This is a genomic window from Paenibacillus sp. FSL H8-0548 (assembly GCF_038630985.1).
Classification (GTDB): Bacteria; Bacillota; Bacilli; order Paenibacillales; family Paenibacillaceae; genus Pristimantibacillus.
The window spans coordinates 2,160,492-2,175,830 of record NZ_CP152049.1; the positions used below are offsets into that span (position 1 = coordinate 2,160,492).

Sequence of the window (15,339 nt, forward strand, 5' to 3'; positions counted from 1 at the left end):
GCAACATGATTCATAGGAAGACAAGATGGGCTGTAGCACCGTGGTCGTTAACGGATGAACAGCAATCTAAGCAGCTTGCAGCGCATTTGAAATTGTCTCCGCTTGTAGCAAAATTGCTTGTACAGCGGGGTTATGGAGAGGTAGAGGCAGCAGAACGTTTTTTGCGGGGCGGACAGGAGCACTTTCATGATCCTTATCTCTTGCTAGGGATGAAAGCTGCGGTTGATCGCATACGCCTAGCTGCTTCAAATCATGAAAAAATAAGAATATATGGCGATTATGATGCAGATGGCGTATCGAGTACTGCCCTTTTGGTACATTTATTCCGTTCCTTGAATTACAGTTTTGACTACTACATTCCTCATCGTGCTTTAGAAGGCTATGGCTTGAATAAGAAGGCGATTGAGCTTGCTGCTGAAGAAGGAATTGGCTTAATCGTTACGGTTGATACCGGCATTAGCGCTGTGCAGGAGATTGCATATGCGAAGGAGCTTGGCATTGATGTGGTCGTAACGGATCACCATGAGCCGCCTGAGCAAATTCCAGCTGCTTGTGCAGTCGTAAATCCGAAGCAAGAGGGGTGCGGCTATCCATTTAAAGGACTTGCTGGTGTAGGTGTTGCTTTTAAGCTGGCACACGCTCTGTTGGATCGTCCACCGCTGGAATGGGCTGATATCGTGAGCTTGGGGACGATTGCAGATTTGATGCCCCTTAAGGATGAGAACCGAATTTTGGTTCAATACGGCCTTGAACGATTGCGCAAGCATACGAGCATCGGATTTCGAGCATTGGCGGAGGCTGGCGGCATTGAGCTGGATAATCTTACGGCAACTAACGTTGCTTTTGGCATGGCTCCGCGTGTTAATGCGGCTGGTAGACTCGAACATGCGAAGCGTGCGGTTGAGCTGCTGACGACTGAGGATTATGACAATGCTATATTAGCAGCAATCGGGCTGGATAGTCTTAACAAGGAACGACAGCGTGTAGTCGAGAGTATTGTGAAAGAAGCCGAACAGCAATGGCAGGACAAATGCGAGGAAGCTGCACTCGCAGGCAGGCTGGCACCGCCAGTTATTGTGCTTGCAGGTGAGGGCTGGAATGTAGGCGTCATTGGCATTGTGGCTTCCAAGCTGCTTGAACGTAATTATAAGCCTGTTATAATTTTGGGCATAGACGAGCAGAGCGGGATGTGTAAAGGCTCTGCGCGCTCGATAGAGGGCTTTGATCTTCACGCAGCGCTTACGGCTTGCGATGCGCTCCTCGATCACTACGGAGGCCATCAGGCTGCGGCAGGCATGAGTCTGCACCGCGATCGTCTGCCAGAGTTCGAGCAGAGACTCGGCGAGCTGGCAGCGGAGTGGCTCACTGCTGACGACTGGATACCTAAAACATCGGTCGATCTTGTTTGCACGGTTAACGAAGCGACCATCGATACGATTAACGAGCTGTCACAGCTGGAGCCGTTTGGAATGGGCAATCCATCGCCTAGATTGTTATTCCGGAGAACCGAGCTTGCCGATCGTCGCAGCATCGGGAAGGAATCAAAGCATTTGAAGATTTCGCTAGGAAGCGCTCGCCCGCTGCTTGATGGCATAGGCTTCAGCATGGGCGCGATGGCAGAGCAGCTAAAGCCAGGCAGCAAAATTGATATTATTGGTGAATTATCAATTAATGAATGGAATGGCCAGAGAAAGCCGCAGCTGCAGCTTCATGATGTGCATTTTGACCCTGCGGCTGCGGAGTTTCCAGAAAGAGAACACTTTGGCAAGGTATATCAGCTGATCAAAAAGCTTAGCCAAGCTCCGTTGGAAGGATTAGGCTCTCGATTATCGCAGCAAACTGGTTTATCCTTAGAAACGGTTGATCTGATGCTTGACATATTTGAGGAGCTTGCGTTCATTGAACGCAGCAACGGCATGATGATTGCGGCTTCTTCCCCGCAGAAACGTGATTTGACAGCATCGACGCGCTATATCGAAGCAAAGCAGCAGTTTGAAGCACTACAGATTTCGGTATTCAGCTTGAATGCATAATTAATTTGTTGAGATGGAAAGGGTTGACTGTACGTGTCTAATACACAATATAACTTCAAAGATTACATCCGGGTCATTCATGATTTCCCGCAGCCAGGTATCCGTTTCAAGGACATTACTACGCTGCTTAAAGATGGAGGAGCGTACCGCGCTGTAATCGAAGAGATGCGCGCAGCAGTGCAGCATATGGAAATCGATGTCATTGCAGGACCAGAGGCGCGCGGCTTCGTTGTTGGCGCTCCACTTGCGCTTGCACTAGGCGTCGGATTTGCTCCAATTCGCAAGAGCGGCAAGCTTCCAGGGGAGACGATAACTGCAAGCTATGATCTGGAATACGGAAATGATCAGCTGGCTATGCATAAAGATGCAATATCGCCAGGCCAGCGTGTACTGATTGCTGACGATTTGCTTGCAACTGGCGGCACGATTGCAACCTCTATCAATTTGATACGCCAGCTTGGCGGAAATGTTGTCGGCGCAGCTTTTCTTATTGAGCTTGCTTACCTGCAGGGTCGCGAGAAGCTAGATGGAATCGACGTAGTTTCAATCATGACCTACGAGTAACAAAAAAAGTTAAACCAAAAATAAATTGGACCGCTAGCCCATCATTCGCTTCTTGCGAAGAGGGGTGGCGGTTTTATTTTATTGTTCAAGGACTCCAAGTAGTTGACGCGGTACTGCTATTACAGGCATAATATTATAAAAAACTCGGAAAACGCATGAATGGGATCTACCAGGAGTGTAAACAGAAAGGGACGTTTCATGGGCATTGAGCATTTACTCGAGAAGGCATCCGCCTATATGAAAGAGCAGGACCTTATACGCATCCAGGAAGCCTATGTCTTTGCGGAGAAAGCCCATCACGGACAAGTGAGAAAATCGGGAGAGCCTTATATACTACACCCCGTAGCGGTTGCTGATATACTTGTTGATATGCAAATGGACGTGCTGTCGATTATTGCAGCGTTGCTGCATGATGTCGTTGAGGATACTACGGTCGATTTGCAGATGGTTCGTGCAAAATTTGGCGAAACCTGTGCGATGCTGGTAGACGGTCTTACAAAGCTCGAAAAAATTCAATTTCGTTCAAAGGAAGAACAGCAGAACGAAAATTATCGTAAAATGTTTGTCGCGATGGCTCAGGACATTCGAGTCATCTTAATTAAGCTGGCTGACCGCTTGCATAATATGCGCACGCTTAAGTTTCAATCAGAAGAAGCACAGAGACGCATTGCTTACGAGACGCTTGAAATTTTTTGCCCGATTGCTCATCGCCTTGGTATTTCCGCTATTAAGTGGGAGATGGAGGATATTGCCCTTCGGTATATGAATCCGCAGCAATATTATCGCATTGCCAATCTCATGAAGAAGAAGCGTGCTGAGCGGGAGCAATTTATTCACGATGTCATCTCCCGCATAACGGAGAAGCTCGAAGAGATGGGGATCGAGGGTGATATTTCCGGACGTCCGAAGCATTTATACAGCATATACAAGAAAATGACGGACCGGAATAAGCAGTTCTCCGAGATTTATGATCTGTTTGCGATTCGGATTATCGTTGATAATATTAAGGATTGCTACGCGACGCTTGGCATCATTCATACGTTGTGGAAACCGATGCCTGGCCGCTTCAAGGATTATATCGCTATGCCGAAGGCGAACATGTATCAATCGCTGCATACGACGGTTATTGGACCAAATGGAGAGCCTACTGAGGTTCAGATTCGGACTTGGGAGATGCACCGCACCTCGGAATACGGTATTGCTGCGCATTGGGCATACAAAGAAGGCTCACTCGTACCAGGCGGCAACTTTGAGGATAAGATGTCATGGTTCCGCGAGATTTTGGAGCTGCAAAATGAGGCGCGAGATGCATCCGAGTTCATGGAATCACTCAAAATGGACTTCTTCTCCGATCTTGTGTTTGTATTTACACCTAGCGGTGAGGTTATTGAGCTGCCTGCCGGCTCCGTTCCGCTTGATTTTGCTTATCGAATTCATACGGAGGTTGGTAACCGTACGATTGGCGCTAAGCTGAACGGACGGATCGTACCGCTTGATCACAAGCTGAAAACCGGCGATATTGTAGAGATCTTAACGTCGAAGCATTCGTATGGTCCGAGTCAGGATTGGGTGAAGATTGCACAATCCTCACATGCGCGGAGCAAAATTCGGCAATGGTTTAAGAAGGAACGCCGCGAGGAGAACGTCGCGAAGGGCAAGGATCAGCTTGAGCGGGAGCTGAAGCGGCTCGGCCTTGAGCCGTCGGCATGGATGCAGGAGGATAAGCTGCTGGAGGCTGCGTCGAAGTTTGCTTTTAACGACGTTGAGGATATGATGTCTGCCATCGGCTTTGGCGGCATTACAGCAGCACAAATATGTACCAAGCTGACTGAGAAGATGCGTAAGGAAGCTGAGCTTGCCAATCAGCTTGAGCTGACTAGCGAGATTAAGGAAATCAAATCGTATGCCAATCGGAAGTCGAGACCGAATCAAGGCGTTACTGTACGGGGCATCGATAATTTGCTGGTCAGATTCGCACGCTGCTGCAATCCAGTGCCGGGCGATACGATCATTGGCTACATTACTCGCGGACGCGGCGTCTCTGTACACCGGATGGATTGTCAGAACATACCATTTGGCGATCAAGGCGAAGAGGGCGATCGCGTTATTGAAGTTGAGTGGGAAGAATCGATTGAGTCGAATTACAGCGTTGATGTCGAAATTACAGGCAGTGACCGCAGAGGGCTTCTCAACGAGGTGCTTCAGGCGGTATCCGAGAGCAAAACGAATATTTCCGCCGTTACGGGTCGGACAGTTAAAAATATGGCGCTCATTCATATTACCGTGCTCATTCGCAACATCGAGCATCTGAATGCAGTCGTCGAAAAAATAAAACGCGTGCAGGAAGTTTATTCTGTTCAGCGTATTATGCAATAGTCGCTTCGTTTTTATTGGCATATAAGAATTTTGGCGAAATGAATATCGGAGGTAAAGAGGCTGTGAAGGTTGTTGTTCAGCGCAGCAAGCAGGCAAAGGTTGTCATTGACGGTGATGTCGTGGGGGCAATTGAGTTTGGGCTTGTACTGCTTGTTGGGATTACACATGAGGATTCGGAAGCAGATATTAAATGGATGGCGGATAAGGTAGCTAATTTAAGGATATTTGAGGATGAATCGGGAAAAATGAATCATTCCGTTACGGATATAGGTGGACAGCTGCTCTCGGTATCGCAGTTTACGTTATATGGCGATTGCCGCAAGGGCCGGCGACCAAACTTTATGAATGCGGCCAAGCCTGAGCAAGCAGAGCAGCTGTATCATCAATTCAATGAAACGCTTCGCTCGCTCGGACTCGCTGTAGAAACAGGGCGTTTTGGCGCGATGATGGACGTTGAGCTAGTTAACTCAGGACCTGTTACGATAATTTTGGAGAGCGGCGCTTAAGATGGGTTTCGTGGGAAACAATATACATTAAGCTCTGGCAGGAGCATTACAATCTGCTAGCGAGCCAAGTGTTGTATTGGGGGAAACCACGAATGCATCAATCACGCAAGGAGCAGGGAATGGAACGATCATCCCGAAGGCTGCTGCATCCTGATCGCAGAGAAGCTAAAGTATTCGCTGAGCTAGAGGAAGATATGGAGGCGGCTGAAGAATGGATGGGTTATCCACAGCCGCCGCGCCGAGATTATTTGGGTCACTAATAGGTATCGATAGAGAACCGTCCGTGCTGCTTGCTCGGGCGGTTTTCTATTGAGCGACACGCCTTTTGTAAAACGCTTTCGAAATTGTAATATTACTGTAATCAATTTCTAACTTTGTTTTAACATCATTATCCTATAATAAACCTCGACCCCCTTTTTAAAAATATATTTTACTTTTGGACCTACAAACACGTTTTGTAGGTTTTTTTCTGTCCATATGGAGTGGGATCGACAGCAAGTCCAGATCGATCTTGACTTTACTCATGGCCAGAGGTAAAATAAATTATTAGTATGTTAGGTTTTTATATGGATTCGATGATGGGATAAAGTAATTCTATGCGCTATATCCAGAGAGGGACGTCACTTGGCTGCAAGCGTCCTTATAACGGCAGAATGAAGAGACCTCCCGGAGAACAAACGGTGAACCATCGATGGCAGCAGGCACTCAGCTTGCAGCTGGAGAGCAGTAGCTGGATTGCGGATGACGGACGTTAACCGTCTTTGAGCGAGCTGATGCATGGAATGCAGGCTCGAAATGTGGGTGGTACCACGGGAGATTCCTCTCGTCCCTTACGGCGCAAGCTGTTAGGAACGGGAGTTTTTTGCGTTTTTCGAATATTAACCGTGTAATGACGGAGGCAGGAGGGCTATTCAATGGCATTTCAGAAAATGCCGGGCACGCAGGATATTTTGCCTGGCGCGGTAGAGAGATGGCAGTACGTAGAACAGAAGGCGCGTGATATTTGTCAGCGCTACAACTTCCGTGAAATTCGTACGCCGATCTTCGAATCCACCGAGCTGTTCCAGCGCGGCGTGGGTGAGACGACAGACATCGTTGAGAAAGAAATGTATACCTTCACCGATCGGGGCAATCGCAGCTTGACGCTGCGTCCGGAAGGCACCGCAGGCGTCGTAAGATCGTATGTGGAAAACAAGCTTTATGGGGAGCCGGACGTTACCAAGCTGTATTATATTGGACCGATGTTCCGTTATGAGCGTCCGCAGGCAGGCCGTTACAGGCAATTGCATCAATTCGGCGTTGAGGCGCTTGGCTCGGTTGATCCCGCTATAGACGCAGAGGTCATCGCGCTTGGTTATACGTTCTACACAGAGGTTGGCCTTAAGGGTGTCCGTGTAGAAATCAATTCCGTAGGAACGCCTGCTGTACGCGCTGTATTCCGTGAGCGCTTGTTAGCTTTTCTTGAGCCGAAGCGCGAGCTGCTTTGCAAGGATTGCCAATCGCGAATGGATCGCAATCCGCTTCGCGTGCTTGATTGCAAGGTCGATCAGCAGCATTTTACCGATGCGCCTTCGATTTTGGACAGCTTGGACGAGGAATGTCAAAATCATTTTGATAAAGTGAAAATGTATTTGACTGATATGGGCATTCCTTACGAAATCAATCATCGACTCGTTCGCGGACTTGATTATTACACGCATACCGCCTTTGAGTATAAGGCAGAGGGCATCGGTACCATTGACACGGTCGGCGGCGGCGGTCGCTATAACGGTCTAGTATCAGAAATCGGGGGGCCGGATCAGCCGGGTGTCGGTCTAGGTCTAGGTCTAGAAAGAACGATTCTGCTGCTTCAGCATCAAGAAACAGAGCTTCCGGTGTTTAATCAGATTGACGTTTATGTGGTTGCGCTAGGCGAAGCTGCTGAACGTGAGGTGACGAAGCTCGTTTACCAGCTTAGACAGCGCGGTATACGTGCAGAGCGAGATTATCTAGGCCGTAAGATGAAGGCACAGATGAAGTCCGCAGACCGGCTTCAGGCGCGTTACACAGCCATTCTCGGTGACGATGAGCTGGAACGCGGAGAAATATCACTTAAGGATATGACCAAAGGCGAGCAGCGCGTAGTAGCGCTTGATAAGCTAGCCGATGAAATCAGCGGTTAATTTAAACCTATATTTAAATCCAACAAATTGAGGAGCATGGAAACTATGTTGTTAAAAACACATCATTGCGGCCGCTTAACGAAAGCGGACGTTGGTCAAACAGTTATTCTAAACGGCTGGGTACAGCGTCGTCGCGATCTTGGCGGCGTACTATTTATTGATTTGCGCGACCGTTCAGGCATTGTTCAAACCGTATTCAACCCGGATTTCTCAGGAGATGCGCTTGCGATCGCTGACCGCGCTCGAAATGAATTCGTTCTAGCCATTCAAGGTACAGTTGTTGAGCGCGATGCAGAAACGTATAACGCCAACCTAGCTACAGGAGAAATTGAAGTGCGTGTAACTAAAATCGAAGTATTGAACGCTGCAAAAACACCTCCATTTCCTATTGAAGATGGCGTAGAGGTAGATGAGTCGCTTCGTTTGAAATATCGCTATTTGGACCTGCGTCGTCCAGAAATGCAAAAAACGCTGTTCCTTCGCTCCAAAGCAGCTAAGATTTTCCGTGATTTCCTAGACGGAGAGGGCTTCATTGATGTAGAAACACCAATTTTGACAAAAAGCACGCCAGAAGGCGCGCGCGATTATTTGGTGCCGAGCCGCGTTCATGAAGGCGAGTTTTTCGCATTGCCGCAATCGCCGCAAATTTTCAAACAGCTTCTTATGGTAGGCGGTATTGAGCGTTACTATCAAATCGCTCGCTGCTTCCGTGATGAGGATCTCCGTGCAGACCGTCAACCGGAATTCACGCAAGTCGACATCGAGACTTCCTTCCTATCGCAGGATCAATTGCTTGCCATGATGGAAGAGCTTACGGCTAAGCTTCTAAAAGAAACAGTTGGCGCGGAGCTTGAGCTTCCTTTCCAACGGATTACTTATGCGGATGCGATGAACAAATACGGCTCCGATAAGCCAGATCTGCGTTTTGGCCTTGAAATTGAAGATATTACAGATATCGTATCAAGCAGCGATGTAAAAGTATTTGCAAGTGTAGCTGCTGGCGGCGGCGTTGTTAAAGCGCTGAACGCTAAGGGCTGTGCAAGCTGGAGCCGCAAGGAGCTTGACGACCTGCAGCCATTCGCGGCTCGCTACGGCGGTAAAGGCCTTGCATGGATTACAGTGAAAGAAGGCGAATGGCGCGGACCAATCGTTAAATTCCTGAAGCCGGAAGAGATTGCGGCGCTAACAGAGCGTCTTCAGGTTGAAGACGGAGATTTGCTTACATTCTCAGCGGACAAGAAAAAAGTCGTTGCTGATGTACTAGGCAACCTTCGCTCCAAGCTGGGCAAGGATCTTGGTCTGATTGATACATCGAAGTTTAAATTTGCATGGGTGGTCGATTTCCCGCTTCTTGGCTGGGACGAGGATGCAAAACGTTATGTTGCAGAACATCATCCGTTCACGCGTCCGAACGAGGACGATCTGCACTTCTTCGATACAGATCCAGGACAAATTCGCGCACAGGCTTATGACCTTGTTCTGAACGGCTATGAAGTAGGCGGCGGCTCGATGCGTATTTACCAACGTGAAGTACAAGAGCAAATGTTCAAGGCGCTTGGCTTCAGCATGGAAGAAGCACAAGAAAAATTCGGCTTCCTGCTTGATGCTTTCGAATACGGAACTCCTCCGCATGGCGGTATTGCGTTCGGCTTCGACCGTTTGGTGATGCTATTGACTGGACGTACGAACCTTCGTGAGACGATTGCATTCCCGAAAACGGCTAGCGCGACAGACCTGCTCTGCGATGCACCGTCCGAGGTTGAGCTTTCGCAGCTTGAGCAATTGCATATCCGTACAGTAATTAAGCCTAAGCAGCCGGTAGCGGCAGCAGCAGCTCCAAATGCAGAAGCAAGCGAAAAATAAGTGATCCATGTTAAGGAGGCGGCAGCCTGATGCTTCACCAATTTTCACGTACAGAACTGGCTATTGGGCCAGAGGGGTTAGCGCTAATGAAGGGGAGCACGGTTGCCGTGCTCGGCATTGGAGGCGTTGGCGGTATTGCAGCTGAGGCGCTTGCGCGCACTGGCATTGGACGCATCATTCTTGTAGACAAGGACGTTGTAGATATTACAAACGTTAACCGTCAGGTCCATGCACTCACGACCACTGTCGGTCAGCCAAAGGCAGAGCTTATGCGCGATCGGATTAAGCTGATTAATCCCGAGTGTGATGTCGTGGCCCTGCGCATGTTCTATACAGAGGAAACGTACGAGCAGTTTTTCGAATATCCGCTTGATTATGTTGTAGATGCGTCTGATACGATTTCGTATAAGATTCATTTGATCAAACAATGCTTAGAGCGTAAAATACCGATTATTTCAAGTATGGGCGCAGCAAACAAGATGGACCCTACGAAATTTCAGGTCGTTGATATTTCGAAGACGCATACCGATCCTTTGGCGCGTGTCATCCGGACGAAGCTGCGCAAGGATGGGATCAAGCGCGGTGTAAAGGTCGTATTCTCAACAGAATTGCCAATGAAGCCGCGTGAGGATGTTACGAAAAAAATCGTTCCCGAGAATGCGCCAGAAATTCGCAAAGCGAAGCAGCCTCCGGCTAGCAACGCATTCGTTCCACCGGTTGCTGGACTAATTATGGTCAGCGTCGTTGTGAAGGATCTGCTTGATGCCGGCGGAATTGAGCTATGAATAAAGCGCTCATCAAGAAGCTGCGCTAGGCGCCGGATATGACGGCATTTGTGCTTGATAAATAAACGATAAAGAGATAGCCGTTTCGAGAAAAAGGTGGATTTCGCCATTTTCTGCGAAACGGCTATTTTGTGCAAATATAGGAGAGTATCAGTTTCATCTTGTTCCATTTAACTTGAACTTGAAAAAAATGAAGATTAAGCGAAGCGAGAAGATCGTTCTGGAGAAACGAAGTGTTCGCCTTTGCAGTCTTATTCTTAACTTTAAATGTCTTAGGAAATCAAAGAATCTGGCTGCAACAGCGATCGTAAGAATGTTCTTCTCGCGCAGCGAACAAACCATAATATCTAGTTTCACTTATATAGCGAACAAATGTGCTTATATGCTATGATCAAAGGAACAGAAGGCAGAGAGTTGGGGAACGAAATGGACTTATTTTCCTATCAAGAGGAAGAATTGCCGCGTGCAAGGCTGCTGGCAGATCGCATGCGGCCGCAGACTTTAGATGAATATATCGGGCAAGAGCATATAGTTGGAGCAGGGAAGCTGCTGCGCAGAGCCATTGAAGGAGATCAGGTGTCATCGATATTGCTGTATGGTCCGCCTGGCTGCGGGAAAACGACGCTCGCCCATATTATCTCTATGCGTACCGCTGGCGAGTTCATCAAGCTTAACGCAGTGGACGCGTCAGTAAAGGATGTACGTGAGGTGATTGACCAGGCTCGCACGAGCAAAGCGATGTATGGCAAGAAGACGATTCTTTTTTTGGATGAGGTGCATCGCTTTAATACCGCTAGGCAGGATGCTTTGCTGCCAGCAGTGGAGCAAGGGATTATTATTTTCATAGGTGCAACGACGGAAAATCCGTTTCATCATGTCAATGGAGCGCTTCTGTCCAGATCGACGCTGTTTCAGCTGGAGGCGCTGGGCGAGGAGCATGCCTATGAGGCGATGAAGCGGGCGCTGGTTGACCGCGAACGCGGACTTGGTTTTATGGATTTGCAGGCAGACGAGGATGCTCTGCTGCATATAGCTGCGATGGCAGGAGGGGATATACGCAGGGCGCTCAATGCGCTGGAGCTGGCTGCTGTAACGACCCCTTCAGAAATGGATGGATCTGTAAGGCTAACGCTTGAGGTGGCTCAGGAGTCCATACGGAAGCCGTCTATACGCGCGGACATGTCTACACAATATGATGTGCTGTCGGCATTTCATAAGAGTGTGCGAGGGTCGAGCGATGCCGCGCTGTTCTGGTTTTTGTACGCGGTGGAGAAGCTGGGCATGGACCCGATGACCTTTATTCGTAGACTCATTGTTGCATGCAGCGAGGATATTGGACTTGCCAACCCACAGGCGATGATCCAAGCGGTAACCGCTATGGATGCCTATCATAAGATCGGCTGGCCGGAAGCGAAATACAATATTTCGCAGGCGATACTTTTTGCGGTAGAGAGTCCTAAGTCCAATGCTACGGCAATTGCGATTGGCAACGCCGAGGCGGCCATGGAACGGGCAGGAGGTGCCGAGGTGCCGCTTCATTTGCGGGATACCCACTACAAGGGTGCGCAGCAGCTTGGACATGAGGGGTATCAATATCCGCATAACTTTCCTAACCATTATGTGAAGCAGCAATATTTGCCGAATACGTTAGGAAACATGACCTTTTACAAGGCAACAGAGCAAGGGATGGAAGATAAGATCAAGCAAAATCAACAGAAGCGCAGTCGCAGCTAATAACCAACGTACAACTATCCTGCAAATATGCGGGATAGCTGTACGATTGAAAGGTTAGATGATATCGAGAATGGTCGAGCTATGAGATGGTTCTATTATGGAATTGGAATTGTGCTTCAGGAATCAGTAGGCTAAACCTCGCCCCAAAATACTTGAGTCTCATATTGGAATAACACCTTATTGTTCTGATTATTTCGCTCAAACACATTCCGAAGTTCTTTCATCATGGGCTCGTAATTGGGATCGCCAAGTACTGGACTATAGGAAGAAGAAAGCAATCGACCGCTCAGACCTTCGAAATCGAACACTTGTTGATTTGTGAAAACTGCTTCTTGCATTTCGCCAACTTTGAAGAAGGAGACTAGTACTTCCGGTGATACGTTTCTGTGATTAACTTTATTGTAGTCGGTGCCGAAGATTTGAAGCAGCTGGTCATACTCTTCTAAAAAGGGGCTGCCATGACTCGGTCTCGAATTCCAAATCAGTGCTGCCTTTCCTCCGGGCTTCAGAATTCGTCTGAACTCAGCTTGCGCCAAGGAGTGATCAAACCAGTGAAAAGCTTGAGCACAAACGATAAAATCTACAGATTGATCAGGGAGTCCGGTCATCTCAGCAGAGCTCGGCAAAGCACGGAAATTCTGATCTCCTCCAAGCTTCTTTTCAGCGGCTTCTCGCATCTTCTGATTCGGTTCAATCGCAATTACACGACTTCCTCGATCCAATAGCAGCTCTGAAAAAATGCCTGTTCCTGCTCCGATGTCCGCTACTTCGCAATTCATGTGCAATCCGACGATCGTGTACAAATAATCAATTGCCTCTTTCGGATAACTGGGACGGTACTTCGTATACGAATCGACTCGGTTTGAAAACCTTTCTTTACTGTTCATTACATACCTCGCTCTCACCATGAAAATAGTCTAACTTAGCCAACTAATAAAGAAGGCTCCTTAATGATTTATATTACTATATTGTTGAACTTAAAAAAATGAAGTTCTCGCGCTATACTGCAGTTTGTACAACGTAATCGACATTACTAGCCTAACTCGATACGTACACTGTAGTTTGTGCAATAGATTGCCTATTATGGAGCGATAGTCGTTGGTTTGGAGCTCATTCTACTGCAATAGTACATTGTAGCCGTCTGAAACAGCTCCTATGTGAGGTTTCTATTGTACTAAGTGCAGTGTAGGCTATCATTTAATTTGCTTCTTTTTGGGGATTTTTTAGCTTCAGATGGGAATAAGGGTGTTACCTGTCTCGGCCGAGCTGCTGCCTGCTGCTATGTTGCTATGTTGCACATTTGCAGTAACTGCGTAGTGAATTGCCTTGCGAGGGACTCTATCCTGCATATCTGCATTAGAATAGCTAGGTTTCAATGCTGCATGCTCCTCGTAGGCGCTCTATCGTACGTATGTACAACATAGACACGGGTCTGCACGAGAAAACAGCCCCTGTCCTGCAAATATGCAGGATAGGGGCTGCCCGGGAGAGAGTTAAGCGATCGAAAACATAAGTCCGTAATACATGAATACAGTCGTTAGTATGCCCATGGCGAAGGCTGGAATTAGCTTGTTAGAGCGATACATCCATACGACTCCTCCAGCCATCAGCGCTGCAGCGCCAAACATAAGGATGCTCTCCAAATGCAGCGTGAATTTCAAAGCGATATCAGGGCTGAAGCTGCCCTTATAGATTGCTGTAAATAGAGGTGAGGGAGACACGGTTTGCAGCGTTTCTTTCACGGTATGCGGCGGTGCTTGTTGACCAAGCGCCCCTGTTGCTGCGAGTACGAGCAATGCGATCACGCTTTCCGCTCTTAGCCAACGCCTTGGATTGAACGAAGGATTTCGTTCTGCCATTTTCTTATAGCCGAAGCCGTTCGTATATGCGAATAGGAGCAGCGGCAAAATTAGCAGATGCTTGATCAGAAGCATTTGCCCGTATGGCAGCATCCATGAGTTGATATACTCAGGCGTAGTGAACGTCATCAGTATAAAGCCTGCTAGAAGCGTAATCAGCACGCAAGCGATAGCAACAGGCGAGAACCAGCGCAGAAAGGAATGCCAGTGAGCATTGTCTTTGGCAAACCAGCTCGTTACGAACAAAATGCCGATCCATACACTGAAAGTTAAAAAATGAGCAGCGTGCGTTACAAGCCCTCTGAATCCATAAAGCGATGAAGCATGCCCTGCATAGCCAAGCCAGACAATAAGCAGGAAAGTGACGAATAAAGCGACCTTAGGCATGTGCTTGTCATTCTGGAACGCTTTGAGGCCTAGTAGAAAAGCAAGCCCCGCAGAACCAATGGCTGTCCAAATCCAAGCCTTGCCGGTATTGATATCAAGCAAGATGCTCTTCATGATAGAGCCATAGCTCATATCAAAATCTTTGGCAAATAAAAGAGCAAGGTTGTGAATCGGTACAAAGGACAAAATTGGAATGGCTATTGTACAGGCGAGAAGCAAACCATTCGGCACCACAATGTTTGGTTTCTTATTCTCTGGAATGAGCTTCAGCAGCAAAGCACCCGTCAAAATCGCGAAGCAAATATATAATAGACCTTCGCTTATATAAATCATTATTTACGTCTCCGAAGCATCATAATAAACGCGGCAATGACAATAATCGTACCAATGACAATTGCAGGTGTGTAATTAGGATCATCGGTATTCGTGGCAGCTTTATCGTTATTGTCAGCTTGTTCGTCAACTGCCGGGGCAGGGGTTGCCAGGTCAACATCCTCAGCATCCGATGGAGCTTCAGTTGCTGCTTCTGGTTCAGCAGTCGGATCTGCAATTACCTCAGGAGCGTCAACTGTAAAAGCATAACTGCCTTCAACAGAATGGCCGTCAGCACCAATAATGGTCCATTTTACAGTGTAAATACCGTTAGGCAAAACGGTTGGAAGAGCGCTGCTCATCGTCATTCCATCGACCTCGATTTTATTCTTATCCATGTCCTCGCCGGCAGCATTCAACAATTTAAAATTACTAAGCTTCTCAATCTTAGTATTAAAGGTCAGCTCTATCTGCTCAGGCGATACAGCAACCGTACTATCCTGTGCAGGTGCAGCCTCTTCTAGTGTGGAATGCGCCATGGCAACTCCTGGAACGAGCCAAAGCATGGCTAGACAAATAAACAATATTTTTTTCATTTTGAACCTCCTACAAATAATAGTGACTGATTTTCTTAGTATACTGATTGCATTATAACAGATTCGAATAAGCGTTAGCTTGCAATTGCAGGACCAATCGTTGCGTCTTTATGAACTTTCAGAGGCATATTCGAAAAGAATAGCATATGCCTTATGAAAATG

The 15,339-nt window shown here is 47.7% G+C and carries 13 protein-coding genes; 10 read left to right on the plus strand and 3 right to left on the minus strand.

The annotated features are described in order from the left end of the window. Positions 1–5 precede the first annotated feature (5 nt). From recJ to MHI37_RS09185, 10 genes are all read left to right on the plus strand, one after another. Positions 6–2,033, plus strand: a complete 2,028-nt coding sequence (recJ, locus tag MHI37_RS09140) for a single-stranded-DNA-specific exonuclease RecJ (RefSeq protein ID WP_076337395.1) — start codon at positions 6–8, stop codon at positions 2,031–2,033. 33 nt (positions 2,034–2,066) lie between these two features. Next, positions 2,067–2,597 (plus strand): adenine phosphoribosyltransferase, encoded by a 531-nt coding sequence (locus MHI37_RS09145; RefSeq protein WP_076337396.1) that lies wholly within the window; start codon positions 2,067–2,069, stop codon positions 2,595–2,597. 198 nt (positions 2,598–2,795) lie between these two features. Further along, positions 2,796–4,973, plus strand: a complete 2,178-nt coding sequence (locus MHI37_RS09150; RefSeq protein WP_076337397.1) for a bifunctional (p)ppGpp synthetase/guanosine-3',5'-bis(diphosphate) 3'-pyrophosphohydrolase — start codon at positions 2,796–2,798, stop codon at positions 4,971–4,973. 62 nt (positions 4,974–5,035) lie between these two features. Next, positions 5,036–5,479: a D-aminoacyl-tRNA deacylase gene (gene dtd, locus MHI37_RS09155; RefSeq protein ID WP_076337436.1), complete on the plus strand. Its 444-nt coding sequence runs from the start codon at positions 5,036–5,038 to the stop codon at positions 5,477–5,479. A gap of 92 nt (positions 5,480–5,571) precedes the next feature. After that, the gene (locus MHI37_RS09160) at positions 5,572–5,739 is read left to right on the plus strand and encodes a hypothetical protein (RefSeq protein ID WP_179090231.1); all 168 of its coding nucleotides are present in this window, start codon (positions 5,572–5,574) and stop codon (positions 5,737–5,739) included. Between the two features lie 336 nt (positions 5,740–6,075). Next, the gene (locus MHI37_RS09165; RefSeq protein WP_179090232.1) at positions 6,076–6,234 is read left to right on the plus strand and encodes a hypothetical protein; all 159 of its coding nucleotides are present in this window, start codon (positions 6,076–6,078) and stop codon (positions 6,232–6,234) included. A 159-nt stretch (positions 6,235–6,393) separates the two neighbouring features. Then, positions 6,394–7,641 (plus strand): histidine--tRNA ligase, encoded by a 1,248-nt coding sequence (gene hisS, locus MHI37_RS09170; protein WP_076337398.1) that lies wholly within the window; start codon positions 6,394–6,396, stop codon positions 7,639–7,641. Between the two features lie 45 nt (positions 7,642–7,686). Further along, positions 7,687–9,504 (plus strand): aspartate--tRNA ligase, encoded by a 1,818-nt coding sequence (gene aspS / locus MHI37_RS09175; RefSeq protein WP_076337399.1) that lies wholly within the window; start codon positions 7,687–7,689, stop codon positions 9,502–9,504. 29 nt (positions 9,505–9,533) lie between these two features. Continuing rightward, a complete protein-coding gene (locus tag MHI37_RS09180; protein ID WP_076337400.1) occupies positions 9,534–10,289 on the plus strand; it encodes a tRNA threonylcarbamoyladenosine dehydratase in 756 nt (251 codons plus the stop codon). Positions 10,290–10,715: 426 nt separating this feature from the next. After that, complete coding sequence (locus MHI37_RS09185) at positions 10,716–12,023, plus strand: replication-associated recombination protein A (RefSeq protein ID WP_076337437.1); 1,308 nt, start codon at positions 10,716–10,718, stop codon at positions 12,021–12,023. A gap of 131 nt (positions 12,024–12,154) precedes the next feature. On the opposite strand, the gene MHI37_RS09190 is transcribed toward MHI37_RS09185, so the two are convergent. The 3 genes from MHI37_RS09190 to MHI37_RS09200 all read right to left on the minus strand — a co-directional run bounded on the left by MHI37_RS09190 (position 12,155) and on the right by MHI37_RS09200 (position 15,177). Continuing rightward, a complete protein-coding gene (locus tag MHI37_RS09190) occupies positions 12,155–12,910 on the minus strand; it encodes a class I SAM-dependent methyltransferase (RefSeq protein WP_076337438.1) in 756 nt (251 codons plus the stop codon). Positions 12,911–13,516: 606 nt separating this feature from the next. Then, a complete protein-coding gene (locus tag MHI37_RS09195) occupies positions 13,517–14,602 on the minus strand; it encodes a CopD family protein (RefSeq protein ID WP_076337402.1) in 1,086 nt (361 codons plus the stop codon). Next, positions 14,602–15,177 carry a copper resistance CopC family protein gene (locus MHI37_RS09200; protein WP_076337403.1) on the minus strand — a complete coding sequence of 192 codons (576 nt, stop codon included), beginning with the start codon at positions 15,175–15,177 and terminating at the stop codon, positions 14,602–14,604. Before MHI37_RS09200 ends, MHI37_RS09195 begins: the two co-directional genes overlap by 1 nt. Positions 15,178–15,339: the final 162 nt, after the last annotated feature.